The organism is Streptomyces sp. NPDC001922, assembly GCF_042891165.1.
Taxonomy (GTDB): Bacteria; Actinomycetota; Actinomycetes; order Streptomycetales; family Streptomycetaceae; genus Streptomyces.
Map to the genome: position 1 here is coordinate 18,157 of NZ_JBIASV010000010.1, position 15,365 is coordinate 33,521.

The following is a 15,365-nucleotide window of genomic DNA, read 5'->3' on the forward strand; positions in this document are numbered from 1 at the left end:
GGCCCGTCGGCGGGGCCGCGGACGCACGAGGCCCCCGGTCGCGGCGGCGTCCGGGGGCCTCGGGGCGAAGCGGCTCAGCCCTTGCGGGTCTTGACCTCTTCGGTCAGCTGCGGGACGACCTCGAAGAGGTCGCCGACCACGCCGTAGTCGACCAGGTCGAAGATCGGGGCCTCGGCGTCCTTGTTGACGGCCACGATGGTCTTCGAGGTCTGCATACCGGCCCGGTGCTGGATCGCGCCGGAGATGCCCGCCGCGATGTACAGCTGCGGCGAGACGGACTTGCCGGTCTGGCCGACCTGGTTGGAGTGCGGGTACCAGCCGGCGTCCACCGCGGCGCGGGAGGCGCCGACGGCCGCGCCGAGCGAGTCGGCCAGGGTCTCGACGATGTGGAAGTTCTCGGCACCGTTGACACCACGGCCACCGGAGACCACGATCGCGGCCTCGGTGAGCTCGGGGCGACCGGTCGACTCGCGCGGGGTGCGGGAGACGACCTTGGTGCCGGTGGCCTTGTCGCCGAAGGTGACGGCGAGCTGCTCCACGGTCCCGGCGGCCGGTGCGGCCTCCGGAGCGGCCGAGTTGGGCTTGACGGTGATGACCGGGGTGCCCTTGGTGATGCGGGACTTGGTGGTGAAGGCGGCGGCGAACACCGACTGGGTGGCCACCGGGCCCTCGTCGCCGGACTCCAGGTCGACCGCGTCGGTGATGATGCCGGAGCCGATCCGCACCGCGAGGCGGGCGGCGATCTCCTTGCCCTCCGCGGAGGACGGCACGAGCACCGCGGCGGGGCTGACGGCCTGGTAGGCGGCCTCGAGGGCGTCCACCTTGGGCACGACGAGGTAGTCCGCGAACTCGGGGGCGTCGGCGGTCAGGACCTTCACCGCACCGTGCTCGGCGAGCACCGGGGCAGCGGTGTCGGCACCGGCGCCGAGGTGCACGGCGACGGGCTCGCCGATGCGGCGGGCGAGGGTCAGCAGTTCGAGGGTCGGCTTGCGGACGGCACCGTCCACGTGGTCGACGTAGACGAGAACTTCAGCCATGGGATTGCTCTCCTGCGAGTGCGAAGAATCTGGGGGCAGTTGGGGTGATCGCGGCAGCTCGGACGGACCTCCGGGCCGCGAGGCAGCGTTCTAGATGAACTTCTGACCCGCGAGGAACTCCGCGAGCTGCTTGCCGCCCTCGCCCTCGTCCTTGACGATCGTGCCGGCGGTGCGCGGCGGACGCTGCGCGGCGTCGTCCACCTTGCTCCAGGCGCCCTCGAGACCGACCTCTTCCGCCTCGATGCCGAGGTCCGACAGGTCCAGCGTCTCCACCGGCTTCTTCTTGGCGGCCATGATGCCCTTGAACGACGGGTAGCGGGCCTCGCCCGACTGGTCGGTCACGGACACGACGGCCGGGAGCGACGCCTCGAGCTGCTCGCTGGCGGCGTCGCCGTCACGGCGGCCGGAGACCTTGCCATCCTCGACGGAGACCTCGGACAGCAGCGTCACCTGCGGCACGCCGAGCCGCTCGGCGAGGATCGCCGGCAGCACGCCCATGGTGCCGTCCGTGGACGCCATACCGCAGATGACCAGGTCGTATCCGATGTGCTCGACAGCCTTGGTCAGAACCAGCGAGGTGCCCAGCGCGTCGGTGCCGTGCAGGTCGTCGTCCTCGACGTGGACGGCCTTGTCGGCGCCCATGGAGAGCGCCTTGCGGAGGGCGTCACGCGCATCCTCCGGGCCCACGGTCAGGACGGTGATCTCCGCGTCGTCGGCCTCGTCGGCGATCTGGAGGGCCTGCTCGACGGCATACTCGTCGAGCTCGGACAGCAGGCCGTCGACCGCGTCACGGTCGGTGGTCAGGTCCTCGGCGAAGTGCCGGTCGCCGGTGGCGTCGGGCACGTACTTCACACAGACAACGATCCTCAAGCTCACGCCGGCTCTCCTACTGCATCGTCTCTACTGGGGTGCCTCTTGCTGGCAGCATAGGCGCCATTCGGGGCGGATCCCCTGGTTGGGGCGCTCCGCACTCCCACCAAAATATTACTCGTCAGTACACTCGTACCGTTCCCGGTTATCAAGCGCTCACACCTGACCGTCAGAATGCCGTTTTCGCAGGTCAGAGGCCATATCTTCGGATCGTTGGAGATGCATCTCACACGGCGGTGCCGCATATTCCGCCTCGATCGCCCGCGATCAGCCCCGATCACCGGCGACGGGCAGCGCCCGAGCGGCGTGGAACGGCCGGAGGGGAACGGAGGGCCCGCTGAGCCTGTCCTTCGGATCAGGCCGGGCCGCGCACGGAAGCGAACGCCGTGACGGGCGGGTCCGGAGCCGGCGTGCACAGGGCCGACGCCCAGCACACGGCCGGCGCAGCATCGGACTCCGCGCGCGGGACTCCACAACGCGGGACTCCACAACGCCGGGCGCCGCAGCGCCGGGCTCCACAGCGCAGAACTCCGCCCCGTCCGGGACGTCCTGGCGCGCCGACGGGCCGGAACGGGAAGCGGCGGGTCAGTCGCGCAGGGCGTTGAAGCCGCCGTGGTGGTAGAGCAGCGGCCGCACGCCCTCGGGCCCCGAGGCGTCCGGCACGGCGCCCTCGACGACTTGGGCGAGCACCAGCCGGTGGTCGCCGGCGGGTATCCGGGCCACCACCCGGCAGACGAGCCAGGCCAGCACCCCGTCCAGGACCGGCACCCCGTGCGGCCCGGAGTGCCAGCGGGTGGGCGGCGCGAAGCGGTCGGCGCCGCTGCGGGCGAACGTCGCGGCGAGCTCCTGCTGGTGCTCGGCGAGGACGTGCACTCCGACGTGGCCCGCCTCTGCGAGGAGCGGCCAGGTGGAGGACCCCGTACCGACTCCGAACGAGAGCAGTGGCGGCTCGGCGGCGACGGAGGCGAGCGAGGTCGCGGTGAACCCGGCGGGGCGGGCGCCCGGAACGGTGATCACGGCGACGCCGGCGGCGTGCCGGCGGAAGGCGGAGCGCAGGAGGTCGGTACCGGCGAGCTGCGGGGCGCCGAGATCGTGCGTGGCCGTCATGGAGTTGTCCTTCTGTGGTGTGGGCCGGGTGGAGTCGTCGTTGCTCAACAGACCGGACAGCGCGCGCTGGCGTGCCGGACGAGGTCCACGTGCACCCGTCCGAAGAGAAGGAGTTCCGACCGCATGGGGGTCAGCCTGACGAGCGGCAAACCGCGACGTCAAGTGTGGTCCGGGAGATGGGAGAACCATCACGCCGCCGTCACACGGCCTCCCCCAGCGCCGCGATGACGTCGGCCCTGCGGGGCTGACCGGAGGCGCGGCGGACCACGCGGCCCTCGGCGTCGAGCACCAGGACGGTGGGGGTGCGCAGGATCTGCAGGGACCGGACGAGTTCGAGCCGGTCCTCCGCGTCGATCTCCACATGGGCCACGCCGTCGACCATCCCGGCGACCTCGGCGAGCGTCCGGCGGGTGGCCCGGCAGGGCTGGCAGAACGCGCTGGAGAACTGGACGAGCGTCGCCTTCCGCCCCAGGCTCGCACCCAGTTCGGCCGCGTCCAGCCGCACGTCACCGTCTCGACCCCGCACCTTCAGCCTCCCGCTCCGTCGGGTGTGCAGACGTCCGTAGGCGCCGGCCACCGCCAGCACCGCCAGGCACACCATCAGTCCGGTCATCCTCGACTCCAGCGTTCATGGGACTGCAAGAATTCCCGAAGCCATCATTCCGCTTCGCTGCGGCATGCTGAGGCCATGACTGCGGCCATGGACATACGAGGACCGAGATTCGGCGCCGCCGTGACCAGTGCGGTGCTGGCCGCCGTGCTGATCACGGGGAGCGCGCCGCTGCTGGCCTGGCAGGCCCTGTGCTTCGCGGTGGGAGCGGTGGCGGGGGTGCCCCGGTCGCCGTACGGATGGCTGTTCCGGACCGTGGTTCGGCCGCGGCTGGGACCGCCGGCCGCGTTCGAGGACCCGGCTCCGCCGCGCTTCGCGCAGACCGTCGGCCTCCTCTTCGCCCTGGTGGGCCTCGCCGGATACCTCGTGGGACCGGAATGGCTGGGCATGGCGGCGACCGGGTGTGCCCTTGCGGCCGCTTTCCTCAACGCCGTCTTCGGCTACTGCCTGGGGTGCGAGATGTACCTGCTGGTCCGCCGGGCCACCGGATGAGCGAACACGGGGCAGAAGGGGCAGACGTGACGAGGATCTCCCGACGAGGAGCCTCCTGGGCTGGCCGAAGCCTCCTCGATCAGGCACGATCTGCCCAAAGCCAGAAACCTACGTCTGCGTAACTTCGCCGGGAGCACCCTCCCCCGGGCCGCACAGAAGGGTCCCCCTGCATGGCAGAGCTCGTCTACCCGCCGGTGATCGGCGCCGCCCGCACCATGTTCAAAGCGCTCGACCTGCGCTTCGACATCCAGGGAACCGAACACATACCACGGCGCGGTGGAGCCGTCCTGGTCAGCAACCACATCGGCTACCTGGACTTCGTGTTCTGCGGGCTCACCGCCCTGCCCGCCAAGCGCCTGGTGCGCTTCATGGCGAAGGAGTCGGTCTTCCGGCACAAGATCTCCGGTCCGCTGATGCGGGCGATGAAGCACATCCCGGTGGACCGGGCGCAGGGCGAGCACGCCTATGCGCACGCGCTCAAGGCACTGCGCTCGGGCGAGATCATCGGGGTGTTCCCGGAGGCCACGATCTCGCAGTCGTTCACCCTGAAGAACTTCAAGTCGGGGGCCGCCCGGCTGGCGCAGGAGGCCGGCGTACCGCTGCTGCCGATGGCGCTGTGGGGCACCCAGCGGCTGTGGACCAAGGGCAAGCCGCGCAACCTCGGCCGCAACCACATCCCGATCACCATCCGGGTCGGGGAACCGATGGACACCGACCCGGGCGAGACCGCGACGGGCATCACCCAGCGGGTCCGGGCGCGGGTGCAGGACCTGCTGGAGGCCGCGCAGCGGGCCTATCCGGTACGCCCCAAGGGCCCGGACGACACCTGGTGGGTCCCGGCGCACCTGGGAGGCACCGCCCCGCACCCGCCGCAGCGGGCCGGGCAGGGCTGAGGGCCCCAAGGGCCGTCCCTGCGAACGTGCCGGCGGGCCCGGTGGCGGCATCGATGTGCCGCCACCGGGCCCGCCGTCGCGTTCGCACCCACCCCGTCTGCCGGTCAGCGGACACCGGTGAGCTCGCGGGGCAGCAGCTCCAGCAAATGGGCCCGGTCCGCGGCACGGTGGAACGCCGCCAGCACATCCGGGTGCGGAGCGGCGTGCACGGTGCCGTAGTCGTGCTCGCCCCGCTCGGGCCGGACGGGGTACGCGAGTTGCTCGCGGTCCAGGCTGAACCGGGCGTTCACGCCGGGCTTGTTGCCGCGCGGGTCCAGACGCGCCCAGCGCTCCTCGGCCGGCAGCCACAGGGCGACCAGGCCGTGCACCACTTCGTGCCGCTGGTAGCAGAAGCCGGTGGGTATCGAGCGGGCCCGCAGCAGCGCCGCGAGCGCGTGGCACTTGGCGTGACAGATGCCGTTGCGGGTGGCCAGCACCTCGGAGGCCCGCAGCGCGACCCGCGGGTCACCGCTGTCGCAGGAGTGCGGGACGCCGTCACGGACGAACGCGAAGGCCGCTCTGGCGTAGGCGTACGGGCCGGCGGTCCCGGCCGCCAGCCGGTCCGCGGTGGCGCGCACCAGCGGGTGCCGGTGGTCCACGATGTCGTCCGCGGCGAGATAGGCCGACGGATCAGGGGTGTCCGGGGTGAGGCGCATGCCCGGAGCGTAGGAAAACACCCGGCCGGCATCAATCGAATTCCGACCGGGTGCATACCTATACGACGCTACTGCTTGCCCATCTCCTCGGCCACGGCGGCGGCGAAGGCATCCACGTCCGCCTCCGCGGTGTCGAAGGAGCACATCCAGCGCACCAGGCTCGCGGCCTCGTCCCAGAAGTAGAAGCGGTACCGCTTCTGCAGCCGCTCCGCGACATCGTGCGGCAGGGTCGCGAACACCGCGTTGGACTGCACGGGGTGAACGATCTCCACACCGGGCACGTCCCGCACCCCGTCGGCGAGCCGCCGGGCCATGGTGTTGGCGTGCCGGGCGTTGCGCAGCCACAGGTCCCCGGCGAGCAGGGCCTCCAACTGCGCCGAGACGAACCGGCACTTGGACGGCAGCTGCATGGACAGCTTGCGTATGTGCTTCATCGCCCGGGCCACGTCCGGGTTGATGACGACCACGGCCTCGCCGAACACCATGCCGTTCTTGGTGCCGCCCAGCGAGAGGATGTCCACGCCCACCGCGTTGGTGAACGCCCGCATCGGACGGTCCAGGGACGCCGCGGCGTTGCCCAGCCGGGCGCCGTCGAGGTGGACCAGCATCCCGAGCTGATGGGCGTGTTCACAGATCGCCCGGATCTCGTCCGGGGTGTAGACGGTGCCCAGCTCGGTGCTCTGGGTGATCGAGACGACCTGCGGCATCGCACGGTGCTCGTCGTCCCAGCCGAACGCCTGCTGATCGATCAGCTCGGGGGTGAGCTTGCCGTCCTCGGTGGGCACGGTGAGCAGCTTGAGCCCGCCGACCCGCTCGGGCGCGCCGCACTCGTCCACGTTGATGTGCGCGGATTCGGCGCAGATCACGGCGCCCCAGCGGTCGGTCACCGACTGCAGCGCCACGACGTTCGCACCGGTGCCGTTGAAGACCGGGAAGGCCCGCGCGGTCGGCCCGAAGTGGCTGCGCACGACGCGCTGGAGATGCTCGGTGTACTCGTCCTCGCCGTAGGCGATCTGGTGACCGCCGTTGGCGAGGGCGAGCGCCGCCAGGATCTCCGGGTGCGCGCCCGCGTAGTTGTCGCTGGCGAATCCTCGCAGCTCGGGATCGTGGCGCCGCTTGGCGTCGGTGGTCACGGTTGCGGAGTCAGCCACAGACGGTTTCCGTTCACTTCCTCGGCGGGCCGGCCCCAGACACCGACGATGGACTCGGCCAGGTCGGTGACGTCGGTGAAGCCCGCGAACTTCGCGTTGGGGCGCTCCGCACGCATGGCGTCGTGCACCAGCGCCTTCACCACCAGGATCGCAGCCGCTGCCTGCGGACCGCCTTCGCCCCCCTCCTTCTTGAAGGCGTCGGCGAGGGCGAGGGTCCAGGCCTCCGCGGCGGCCTTGGAGGCGGCGTACGCGGCGTTGCCCGCGGTGGGCTTGCTGGCCCCGGCCGCGCTGATCAGCAGGTAGCGGCCGTTGCCGCTGCGCTGCAGCGCGTCGTGGAAGGCCAGCGAGGTGTGCTGCACGGTGCGGATGAGCAGGTTGTGCAGCGTTTCCCAGTCGGCGAGCGGCGTCTCGCCGAACGTCCGGCTGCCGCGCCAGCCGCCCACCAGGTGGACCAGGCCGTCGACCCGGCCGAACTCCTTCTCGATACGGGCCGCCCACTCGCGGGTCGCGTCCAGGTCGAGGAGGTCCACCGTGTCGCCGGTCACCGTGGCGCCGCCGTGCGCGTAGCGCGCCTCGTCGACCGCCTCGGCGAGCCGGGCCGCGTCCGCGTCGGACGCCACGACGGTGGCTCCCGCCTCCGCGAGCCGGAGCAGCGTCGCCCGCCCCGCGGGGCCGGCCGCGCCCGCCACCGCCACTACGGCGCCCTCGAGGGCCCCCTTGCCGTTGCTCGTCATCTTCGTCGCCTCTCCGGACTCGGTCACGCGGCCACCTGCTCGGCACTCTGCGCCGTGATGCCCTTCGTGGAGGCGATCACGCCCTTGAGCTTCTTGGCGAGGGCCTCGTAGAACATGCTGAGCGGAAACTCGTCGGGAAGCACGTCATCGACGAGCTTGCGGGGCGGCTGTGTGAGGTCGAGGGCATCCGGGCCCTTGGCCCAGGTGGATCCGGGGTGCGGGGCGAGGTAGGTCGAGACGAGGCCGTACGCGGCGAACCAGTGGACGAGCTTGGGGCGGTCGATGCCGTCGCGGTACAGCTTCTCGATCTCGGAGCAGAGCTGGTTGGTGACCTGCGGAGCTCGGTCCCAGTCGATGTGCAGGGTGTTGTCCGTCCAGCGTACGACGTCGTGCTGGTGGAGGTAGGCGAACAGCAGCTGGCCGCCGAGCCCGTCGTAGTTGCGCACCCGGTCGCCGGTGACCGGGAAGCGGAACATCCGGTCGAAGATCACCGCGTACTGCACGTCGCGCGCCTGGGCGAAGCCCTCGGCCTCGAGCTTCACGGCCTCCTTGAAGGCGGTGAGGTCGCAGCGCAGCTCCTCCAGCCCGTACATCCAGAACGGCTGGCGCTGCTTGATCATGAACGGGTCGAACGGCAAGTCACCGTGGCTGTGGGTGCGGTCGTGCACCATGTCCCAGAGGACGAACGCCTGCTGGCAGCGGTCCTGGTCGGCGAGCATCTCGCGGATGTCCGCCGGCAGGTCGATGCGGAGGGTGTCGACGGCGGCCTCGCTGACCACCCGGAAGCGGGCGGCCTCGCGGTCGCAGAAGATGCCGCCCCAGGTGAAGCGCTCCGGCGCCTCGCGGACGGCGATGGTCTCCGGGAAGAGCACCGCGGAGTTGGTGTCGTAGCCGCTGGTGAAGTCCTCGAAGGTGATGCCGACGAAGAGCGGGTTGTCGTAGCGGGTGCGCTCCAGCTCGGCGAGCCACTCGGGCCACACGACCCGGAGGACGACGGCCTCCAGGTTGCGGTCCGGGTTGCCGTTCTGGGTGTACATCGCGAAGACGACGAGGTGCTGGAGGCCGTCGGCCCGCTGGGCGGCGGGCTGGAAGGCCAGCAGGGAGTCCAGGAAGTCCGGCACGCCGAAGCCGCCGTCGGCCCAGCGGCGCAGGTCGGCGACGAGCGCCCGGTGGTACTCCGCGTCGTGCGGCAGCAGCGGCGAGAGCTCCTCGACGGCCGATATCACGCGGCCGAGCGCGGCCTCCACGGCGGCACGGTCGGGCGCGCCCTGGGCCTCGAGGTCGATCGAGCCGTCCTTGGCCTGCCAGGGGCGGATCTCCTCCACGGCATCCTTGAGCACGGGCCAGGACGGGTGATCAACCACGCGATCCGCGGGCAGAACTCCGCCTTCCGCACGGCTCTGCACAAGAATTTCCGTCATCACTCACCTTCCACGAAAGAACCTCGCGTCAAGACACGGTATCCGGACGACGTGGCTTCACTCAAGCGGAGTAGCCGGAAATTATCCGGCCCGACCGCCCCCGAAGCCGAGGTTTTTCCTGCCGGGGACCCGTACCCATGATGACCGCACCCATTCCCGCGGCGGCACGCGAACGGGCGGACGGGGAGATCGCCGGGGCCCGGGAGACCGGGCCGACGGCCCGGAGCGGGGCATCGCGTCAGCTCACGGGGGGACGCGCCCACGCACGGGTGACCGGCTTCGCACCCTGCAGCAACGGCCGTACCCGCGGTTAGGCTGCCTAGCCGGTTCAGTGGCAGCCGACCCACGGAATGGAGACAACCGTGACCTTCCTCACCATCGGGCACCGCGGCGTGATGGGTGTCGAGCCGGAGAACACCCTGCGGTCATTCGTGCGCGCCGACCGCGAGGGACTGGACGTCATCGAGCTGGACCTTCATCTGAGCAAGGACGGCGCGCTGGTGGTGATGCACGACGCGGAGGTGGACCGCACCACGGACGGCCAGGGCCCGATCGCCGACTTCACCCTGGCCGAGCTGCGCGGGCTGGACGCGGGGCAGGGCGAGCGCATCCCGGTGTTCGAGGAGGTCCTCGACGCGGTGCGGGCCCCGCTCCAGGCCGAGATCAAAGACGTCGCCGCGGCGCAGGCACTCGCCGAGGTCGTGCGCCGGCGCGATCTGGCGGGCCGGGTCGAGGTCCTCTCGTTCCACGACGAGGCCATCACGGAGATCCGCCGGCTGCTGCCGGAGGTGCGTACCGCGCTGGTCGCCAGCCGGTACGGCACCGAGGTCGTGGACCGCGCGGTCGCGGCCGGCGCCGGGACGCTGGTGCTGAACATCCGGCGGCTCACGCTGGAGACCGTGGAACGGGCCCGCGCCGCCGGTCTGCGGGTGATCGGCTGGGTGGTCAACACGCAGGATCAGCTGCGCCTGGTGCGGGCGCTCGGGCTGGACGGCGCGACCACCGACTTCCCGGAGATCAAGCGGACCGGCCGCTTCACGGCGTAGCCGGACCGCCCCGGCTCCCGGTGCGGGGGAGCCCGCGGCCGGTCCGCACGGGCCGGCCGCCGGGGCCCCGGATCACCCCAGGTCCTTGACCAGGAGCTCGAACCGGAGGTCGTCGCGCTGCGGGATGCCGAACCGCTCGTCGCCGTACGGGAAGGGGCTCATCCGGCCGGTGCGCCGGTAGCCGCGGCGCTCGTACCAGGCGATGAGGTCGTCCCGCGCCGAGATCACCGTCATGTGCATCTCGCGTACGGCCCAGCTCTCGCGGGCGGCCCGCTCGGCCTCCGCCAGAACCACCCGGCCCAGCCCCGATCCCTGGAGTTCGGGCCGGACGGCGAACATCCCGAAGTAGGCGTGTTCCCCGCGGTGTTCCAGCTGGCAGCAGCCGACGAGGGCGCCGTCCCGCTCGACGACGAGCATCCGGCTGTCCGGGCTCGTCACCACGGCCGCGACGCCGTCGGGGTCGGTCCGCTGCCCCTGGAGCAGATCCGCCTCGGTGGTCCAGCCGACGCGGCTGGCATCGCCGCGGTACGCCGACTCGATGAGCCCGACGAGCGCCGGGATGTCATCTTCGGCGGCATCCCGGAAGGTCGGCGGGGCGGGGGCTGCGGCGGTGTCCATCGCGGTCGGTCCTCTCGTACGGCCTGGCGCCTCCCCGGGGCGAGGGCGTGCCCATGGCGTCCCGCCCGGCCTGCGACCGGGCTGCGGGACCCTGCGGACACGCCCTGGCGACGCGGCGCTGTGGCGTCCGAGGCTAACAACGCCGCCCGAGTCCCGACCCCGTCGGCCGGACGGTTTCCGGCCGGCGCACGGGGCCGACACCGGGGCGGACGGGCCCGGCAGAGGGCCGGGCCGGAGCGGCCGGTGGTCCCCCGCGTCCGCGGACTGCGCCGACCAGGCGGTACGGGCGCCGGCCCCGGGGCAGGCGGTCGCCCGCGACTGTGGGGTGCCCCGGCCGCCGGGACCGCCTTCACGGCGGCCCGGCCACCCGACGGGCGGGTTTACCCGGAGGGTTTCTGTGCAGTTTCCCGGCATGGTGCATGTACTGAGCAGCCGCATCCTGTTGCGTCCCACCGATCCGGAGCGCTCCCGGGCCTTCTACGGCGAGGCGCTGGGCCTGGCCGTCCACCGCGAGTTCGGCACCGGCCCCGAGCGGGGCACGGTGTACTTCCTGGGCGGAGGCTTCCTGGAGGTCTCCGGGCGCGCGGAGGAACCGGCCTCCCCCGGCCTCCAGCTCTGGCTCCAGGTCGCGGACGCCGCGCAGGCGCACGAGGAGCTGGCCGCCCGCGGGGTGACCGTGCTGCGCCCTCCGGTGCAGGAGCCCTGGGGCCTGATCGAGATGTGGATCTCCGATCCGGACGGCACCCGGATCTGCGTCGTCGAAGTCCCCGAGGACCACCCGCTCCGGTACCGCCCGGGTATCTGAACGCGCTCCGGCCCGCGGGGAGACGCCCCACGGGCGGGGGCTTCGGAGCGTCGTGGCCGGGGCCCGACGGGTCGAGTCCGGGCGGCCTGTGTCTCCGTACCGTCCGCGGCTCCGTGCCGTCCGGGGTGCCGTGCCGTCCCCGGCTCCGTGCCATCCGCGAGTCCGTGTCGTCCGCGAGTCCGTGTCGTCCGTGCCGGTGGCCGGGACCTGGCGGCCCGCTCCCGGCCACGCCGTCGCCCGCCGGCCGCGCACCCCGGTGTGCGCCCGTGCGCTCCCGTGTGCCGAGGAGCCGTGGGGCAGCCTCCCCGCGTGTCCCGTCCGGACCAGGAGGTGCGCCGTGCACGGACCGCCGCTGGTCGGCTGGCTGCTCGTCGTGGTGTGCGGGGCGAGCGGGGCGTACCTGCTGGTCCTGCGGTCCGCCGGCCCGCCGGAGCTGCGGCGCGGCGCCGGGGGCGAGGCACTGATGGGGCTGGTCATGGCGGCCATGGCGCTGCCGCTGCCCCAGCCGCAGCCGTGGTCGGCCCGGGCGTTCGCGGCGGTGTTCGCCGTCCTGGCGGTGCACGGCCTGCTCCCCGCGCGCGGGGACGGTCACCGGGTGCATCACGTCGTGGGCTCACTCGCCATGGTCTACGCCGCACTGGCGATGCCGGCGGCGGCCGGACCGGGGCACCCCGGTCACGGCGCCGCCCAACCGCCGGGCGGACTCCCCCTGGTGACGGGTCTGCTGCTCGGTTACTTCGCGGTCTACATGCTGTGCGCGGGCGCCCGGCTCGTACCGGCCGGCAGTGCGGCGGCCCGCCGCCCGGGGCCGCCGCCGGGCCTCGGCCGGGTGGTGCGGCCCGAACCGGCCACGGCCTGCCGGGTTTCCACGGCGATGGCGATGTTCGCCATGCTCCTGACCGTCTGAACCGGCCCGGGTGCCGTTCACCCCACCGGGTTCGTGGTGTGCGTCACTTCGCGGTCGAGGTCATACCCGACGGTAGCCGGGCGCTCGTAGGCTGACGGCCATGATGCTCCCGCTCGCGCTGCTGGTCCTCGCCGGGCTGACCGCGGCCATCGCCCCGCGCCTTCTGCCGGGCACCGAGTGGGCGGACCGCGAACCGGTGCTCGCCCTGTGGGTGTGGCAGTGCGTGGTGGCGGCGGTGCTGCTGTGCTGCACGCTGGCGATGGCGCTGAGTGCGGCGGGTGCCTGGGAGGCCGTCCGCGGCCGGGTCTTCGCCCCGGCGCCGCACGGCGTGGTCGAGGCGTACGCGCTCCACGGGTACGGGCCCTGGGCCGGCACCATGGCCGCCGTCCTCGCCTGTGGCGGTGCGTGGACCGCGGCGATGCTCACCCGGGAGATCCGGGCCGCGCGCGCCGAACGCCGCATGCAGCGGGCGGAGTTGCTCCGGCGCTCCCCGCGGCTCCCCGGCGAGCACGCGGCCGAGGAGCGGCTGGTGGTCCTGGAGGGCGAACGCCCGGAAGCCCGCCGGCTCCCGGGGCCGACGCCCCGGCTGGTCATCACCACCGCGGCGCTGCGGCGGCTGGACCGGCGCCAGCTGGACGCGGTGCTGGCGCACGAGCAGGGCCACACCCGCGCCCGGCACGACTGGCTGCTGCACTGTTCCTCGGCCCTGGCCAACGGCTTTCCCCAGGTCCCGGTGTTCGCGGCGTTCCGCGACGAGATGCACCGGCTGGTGGAGCTGGCCGCCGACGACACCGCGTCACGGCGTTTCGGACGGCTGGCGATCGCCCTCGCCCTCGTCGAACTCAACGAGGAGCGCGGGGTGTTCGGCCCGTGCCCGACGCCGCTGGCCCAGGTCCCGCAGCGGGTGGACCGGCTGCTGGCGCCCGCGCCCCGGCTGAGCCCGGGGCACCGGCTGCGGCTCACCGCGGCCGCGGCGCTCGTTCCGGTGGTCCCGCTGCTCGTGACCGGCGTTCCGGCCCTGCGGGTGCTCGGCTAGGGCCTGTGCCGACGGAGAGACCCCAGGGCCACTGCGTCGGCGCGGGACCGGTCCTGCCGTCCGGGGTCCGGCCGCAGGCGACACGCGGTGCGGCGCCGCGCCAGGGGGCGTGAACGACCGGCCGTCACCGTCTGCGCACCCACGATCACCCGGGCCCGGTCCGAGGGCCCGACTGGCCAGACGTTCGGGCCGTCCGTCAGGATCTCCCCCATGGATGCGCCGCCTCCCAGCCCGCCCGACGGCCTCAGCACCCCGTCCCGTCCCGGTGCCCGGTGCCTGCTCCGGACAGCGGCGCTCTGCGGCCTGCTGAGCGGCGTGCTCCTGGTCCTGGTGGTGGCGGACTGGGCGCCGCTGACCGCGACCGACCGGGACGTCGCCGACGATCTGCACGGCTCGGCGGTGCACAGCCCCGGGTGGACCCGTACGAGCCGGATCCTGACGGACTGGTTCTGGGACCCGTGGACGTTCCGGGCCCTGCTGGTGGCCGCCGGACTGCTGCTGCTGTGGCGCGGATTCCGGGTCGCCGCGCTGTGGCTGCTGCTGGTGACACTGGCCGGGTCCGCCCTGCAGCAGGGCGTGAAGTTCGCAGTGGGGCGGGAGCGCCCGCAGTGGCCGGACCCGGTGGCCACCGCCCACTACACGTCCTTCCCCTCCGGCCATGCGATGACCGCGGCCCTTGGCTGCTGTCTGCTGCTGTGGCTGCTGGCGGCCTGGGGCGTGCGCGGCCGGTGGCTGCGCGTCGCCGTGGCCGTGGCTGTGGTCTCGGTCCTGGGCGTGGGCTTCACCCGGCTGTATCTGGGGGTGCACTGGCTCTCGGACGTGCTGGCGGGCTGGCTGCTGGGGGTGGCCCTGGCGGCACTCGCCGTCGCGGCGCTCCCCCGGTGCCAGGCCGTGGCGAACCGGCGCAAGGTGCCCTTGTCCGGCGGGGAGTGACCCGGGAGGATCGCTCCATGGCGATCAAGGGCGTGCTCTTCGACTTCTCCGGGACCCTCTTCTGTGTCGAGTCGACGGAGTCCTGGCTGCGGACGGTGACGGGACGGGCCGGCCTCGCTCTGCCCCAGGACGAACTCCTGCACTGGACCCGGCGGCTGGAGTGGGCGGGCGCCCTGCCCGGCGGGGTCGCCCCCCGGATGGTGCCGGCGCATCTCGCCCAGCTGTGGGCGGATCGCGACCGCAGTGGAGAGCTGCACCGCGCCGCGTACGAGGGGCTGGCCCGCGAGGCGCGGCTGCCCTGGCCGGAGCTGTACGGCCCGCTCTACGAACGGCACATGGAGCCCGCGGCGTGGGCCCCGTACCCCGATACGGCCGAGGTACTGGAGGCACTGCGCGCCCGGGGCACGGGGGTCGCCGTGGTCAGCAACATCGGGTGGGACCTGCGGCCGGTGTTCCGCGCGCACGGTCTGGACACCCTGGTGGACACCTACGCGCTGTCGTACGAGCACGCGGTGCAGAAGCCCGATCCCCGGCTGTTCTCGGTGGCCTGTCACGCGCTCGGGGTGGCGCCGGAGGACACGGTGATGGTGGGGGACAACCGGCGCGCGGACGCGGGCGCCGCGGCGCTGGGCTGTGCCGTGCACCTGGTGGACCACCGTCCGGTGGCGGACCGGCCGGACGCCCTGCGCCGGGTCCTGGACCTGGTCGACCGGGCGGACTGAGGCTCCGGGACGCGGGGGCGGCGTGGAACGGGGCGCGCGGTGGAGGAGCGGAAGGCGGTGGCACCGTACGACCGGGGACGGCCGGGCGGGCTCGCGCCGAAAGGCTGGTCCGGGGGCCCGAGGTGGTCCGAGGTGCAGAGGTGGTCCGGGGGCCGGTGTGGCCCGGGGGCGACAGCACTGGTGACGGCGTCGTGCGGTCCCGTCGCGGGGCGTGGTGCAGGGGCGGGTACGAGGCCCCGGCAGGCGCTGCCCGGCGGACGCGGTGCGGTGCTCCGGGTGCGGCACGGG

At 73.0% G+C, this 15,365-nt stretch carries 17 protein-coding genes; 8 read left to right on the forward strand and 9 right to left on the reverse strand.

Annotated features, from left to right (window positions below):
* Positions 1 to 74: 74 nt before the first annotated feature.
* From ACFYYR_RS19490 to ACFYYR_RS19505, 4 genes are all read right to left on the reverse strand, one after another.
* Positions 75 to 1,037 carry an electron transfer flavoprotein subunit alpha/FixB family protein gene (locus ACFYYR_RS19490; RefSeq protein ID WP_351507048.1) on the reverse strand — a complete coding sequence of 321 codons (963 nt, stop codon included), beginning with the start codon at positions 1,035 to 1,037 and terminating at the stop codon, positions 75 to 77.
* A 90-nt stretch (positions 1,038 to 1,127) separates the two neighbouring features.
* Complete coding sequence (locus ACFYYR_RS19495; protein WP_388854578.1) at positions 1,128 to 1,913, reverse strand: electron transfer flavoprotein subunit beta/FixA family protein; 786 nt, start codon at positions 1,911 to 1,913, stop codon at positions 1,128 to 1,130.
* A 579-nt stretch (positions 1,914 to 2,492) separates the two neighbouring features.
* Positions 2,493 to 3,014 (reverse strand): flavin reductase family protein, encoded by a 522-nt coding sequence (locus ACFYYR_RS19500; protein WP_388854581.1) that lies wholly within the window; start codon positions 3,012 to 3,014, stop codon positions 2,493 to 2,495.
* A gap of 199 nt (positions 3,015 to 3,213) precedes the next feature.
* The gene (locus ACFYYR_RS19505) at positions 3,214 to 3,627 is read right to left on the reverse strand and encodes a TlpA family protein disulfide reductase (RefSeq protein WP_388854584.1); all 414 of its coding nucleotides are present in this window, start codon (positions 3,625 to 3,627) and stop codon (positions 3,214 to 3,216) included.
* A 75-nt stretch (positions 3,628 to 3,702) separates the two neighbouring features.
* Between ACFYYR_RS19505 and ACFYYR_RS19510 the strand changes: the two genes are divergently transcribed.
* Together ACFYYR_RS19510 and ACFYYR_RS19515 are read left to right on the forward strand one after the other, a co-directional pair.
* On the forward strand, positions 3,703 to 4,116 hold the full coding sequence (locus ACFYYR_RS19510; RefSeq protein ID WP_388854587.1) for a DUF4395 domain-containing protein: 414 nt from the start codon (positions 3,703 to 3,705) through the stop codon (positions 4,114 to 4,116).
* A gap of 170 nt (positions 4,117 to 4,286) precedes the next feature.
* Complete coding sequence (locus ACFYYR_RS19515) at positions 4,287 to 5,009, forward strand: lysophospholipid acyltransferase family protein (RefSeq protein WP_388854589.1); 723 nt, start codon at positions 4,287 to 4,289, stop codon at positions 5,007 to 5,009.
* Positions 5,010 to 5,113: 104 nt separating this feature from the next.
* On the opposite strand, the gene ACFYYR_RS19520 is transcribed toward ACFYYR_RS19515, so the two are convergent.
* From ACFYYR_RS19520 to ACFYYR_RS19535, 4 genes are all read right to left on the reverse strand, one after another.
* Positions 5,114 to 5,704, reverse strand: coding sequence for a transglutaminase family protein (locus ACFYYR_RS19520; protein WP_388854591.1), 591 nt, complete (start codon positions 5,702 to 5,704; stop codon positions 5,114 to 5,116).
* Positions 5,705 to 5,772: 68 nt separating this feature from the next.
* A complete protein-coding gene (locus ACFYYR_RS19525; protein ID WP_388854593.1) occupies positions 5,773 to 6,855 on the reverse strand; it encodes a threonine aldolase family protein in 1,083 nt (360 codons plus the stop codon).
* Positions 6,834 to 7,589 carry an SDR family NAD(P)-dependent oxidoreductase gene (locus ACFYYR_RS19530; protein ID WP_388855412.1) on the reverse strand — a complete coding sequence of 252 codons (756 nt, stop codon included), beginning with the start codon at positions 7,587 to 7,589 and terminating at the stop codon, positions 6,834 to 6,836. The genes ACFYYR_RS19525 and ACFYYR_RS19530 overlap by 22 nt, the downstream gene beginning before the upstream one ends.
* A gap of 23 nt (positions 7,590 to 7,612) precedes the next feature.
* On the reverse strand, positions 7,613 to 9,010 hold the full coding sequence (locus ACFYYR_RS19535; RefSeq protein WP_388854596.1) for a DUF6421 family protein: 1,398 nt from the start codon (positions 9,008 to 9,010) through the stop codon (positions 7,613 to 7,615).
* 362 nt (positions 9,011 to 9,372) lie between these two features.
* On the opposite strand from ACFYYR_RS19535, the gene ACFYYR_RS19540 reads away from it, so the two are divergent.
* Positions 9,373 to 10,056 carry a glycerophosphodiester phosphodiesterase gene (locus tag ACFYYR_RS19540; RefSeq protein WP_388854599.1) on the forward strand — a complete coding sequence of 228 codons (684 nt, stop codon included), beginning with the start codon at positions 9,373 to 9,375 and terminating at the stop codon, positions 10,054 to 10,056.
* Between the two features lie 72 nt (positions 10,057 to 10,128).
* On the opposite strand, the gene ACFYYR_RS19545 is transcribed toward ACFYYR_RS19540, so the two are convergent.
* A complete protein-coding gene (locus tag ACFYYR_RS19545) occupies positions 10,129 to 10,674 on the reverse strand; it encodes a GNAT family N-acetyltransferase (RefSeq protein ID WP_388854602.1) in 546 nt (181 codons plus the stop codon).
* A gap of 412 nt (positions 10,675 to 11,086) precedes the next feature.
* On the opposite strand from ACFYYR_RS19545, the gene ACFYYR_RS19550 reads away from it, so the two are divergent.
* The 5 genes from ACFYYR_RS19550 to ACFYYR_RS19570 all read left to right on the forward strand — a co-directional run bounded on the left by ACFYYR_RS19550 (position 11,087) and on the right by ACFYYR_RS19570 (position 15,077).
* On the forward strand, positions 11,087 to 11,479 hold the full coding sequence (locus ACFYYR_RS19550) for a VOC family protein (RefSeq protein WP_388854605.1): 393 nt from the start codon (positions 11,087 to 11,089) through the stop codon (positions 11,477 to 11,479).
* A gap of 337 nt (positions 11,480 to 11,816) precedes the next feature.
* Positions 11,817 to 12,386, forward strand: a complete 570-nt coding sequence (locus ACFYYR_RS19555; protein WP_388854608.1) for a DUF5134 domain-containing protein — start codon at positions 11,817 to 11,819, stop codon at positions 12,384 to 12,386.
* A gap of 100 nt (positions 12,387 to 12,486) precedes the next feature.
* Positions 12,487 to 13,422, forward strand: coding sequence for a M56 family metallopeptidase (locus ACFYYR_RS19560; protein WP_388854611.1), 936 nt, complete (start codon positions 12,487 to 12,489; stop codon positions 13,420 to 13,422).
* Between the two features lie 210 nt (positions 13,423 to 13,632).
* Positions 13,633 to 14,355: a phosphatase PAP2 family protein gene (locus ACFYYR_RS19565; protein ID WP_388854614.1), complete on the forward strand. Its 723-nt coding sequence runs from the start codon at positions 13,633 to 13,635 to the stop codon at positions 14,353 to 14,355.
* Positions 14,356 to 14,372: 17 nt separating this feature from the next.
* On the forward strand, positions 14,373 to 15,077 hold the full coding sequence (locus ACFYYR_RS19570; RefSeq protein WP_388854617.1) for an HAD family hydrolase: 705 nt from the start codon (positions 14,373 to 14,375) through the stop codon (positions 15,075 to 15,077).
* Positions 15,078 to 15,365: the final 288 nt, after the last annotated feature.

Coding starts and splice junctions, on each gene's coding strand:
- ACFYYR_RS19490 (WP_351507048.1), bottom strand. CDS start 1,037: ATGGCTGAAGTTCTCGTCTACGTCGACCACGTGGACGGTGCCGTCCGC.
- ACFYYR_RS19500 (WP_388854581.1), bottom strand. CDS start 3,014: ATGACGGCCACGCACGATCTCGGCGCCCCGCAGCTCGCCGGTACCGAC.
- ACFYYR_RS19505 (WP_388854584.1), bottom strand. CDS start 3,627: ATGACCGGACTGATGGTGTGCCTGGCGGTGCTGGCGGTGGCCGGCGCC.
- ACFYYR_RS19510 (WP_388854587.1), top strand. CDS start 3,703: ATGACTGCGGCCATGGACATACGAGGACCGAGATTCGGCGCCGCCGTG.
- ACFYYR_RS19515 (WP_388854589.1), top strand. CDS start 4,287: ATGGCAGAGCTCGTCTACCCGCCGGTGATCGGCGCCGCCCGCACCATG.
- ACFYYR_RS19520 (WP_388854591.1), bottom strand. CDS start 5,704: ATGCGCCTCACCCCGGACACCCCTGATCCGTCGGCCTATCTCGCCGCG.
- ACFYYR_RS19530 (WP_388855412.1), bottom strand. CDS start 7,589: ATGACGAGCAACGGCAAGGGGGCCCTCGAGGGCGCCGTAGTGGCGGTG.
- ACFYYR_RS19535 (WP_388854596.1), bottom strand. CDS start 9,010: ATGACGGAAATTCTTGTGCAGAGCCGTGCGGAAGGCGGAGTTCTGCCC.
- ACFYYR_RS19545 (WP_388854602.1), bottom strand. CDS start 10,674: ATGGACACCGCCGCAGCCCCCGCCCCGCCGACCTTCCGGGATGCCGCC.
- ACFYYR_RS19550 (WP_388854605.1), top strand. CDS start 11,087: ATGGTGCATGTACTGAGCAGCCGCATCCTGTTGCGTCCCACCGATCCG.
- ACFYYR_RS19560 (WP_388854611.1), top strand. CDS start 12,487: ATGATGCTCCCGCTCGCGCTGCTGGTCCTCGCCGGGCTGACCGCGGCC.
- ACFYYR_RS19565 (WP_388854614.1), top strand. CDS start 13,633: ATGGATGCGCCGCCTCCCAGCCCGCCCGACGGCCTCAGCACCCCGTCC.
- ACFYYR_RS19570 (WP_388854617.1), top strand. CDS start 14,373: ATGGCGATCAAGGGCGTGCTCTTCGACTTCTCCGGGACCCTCTTCTGT.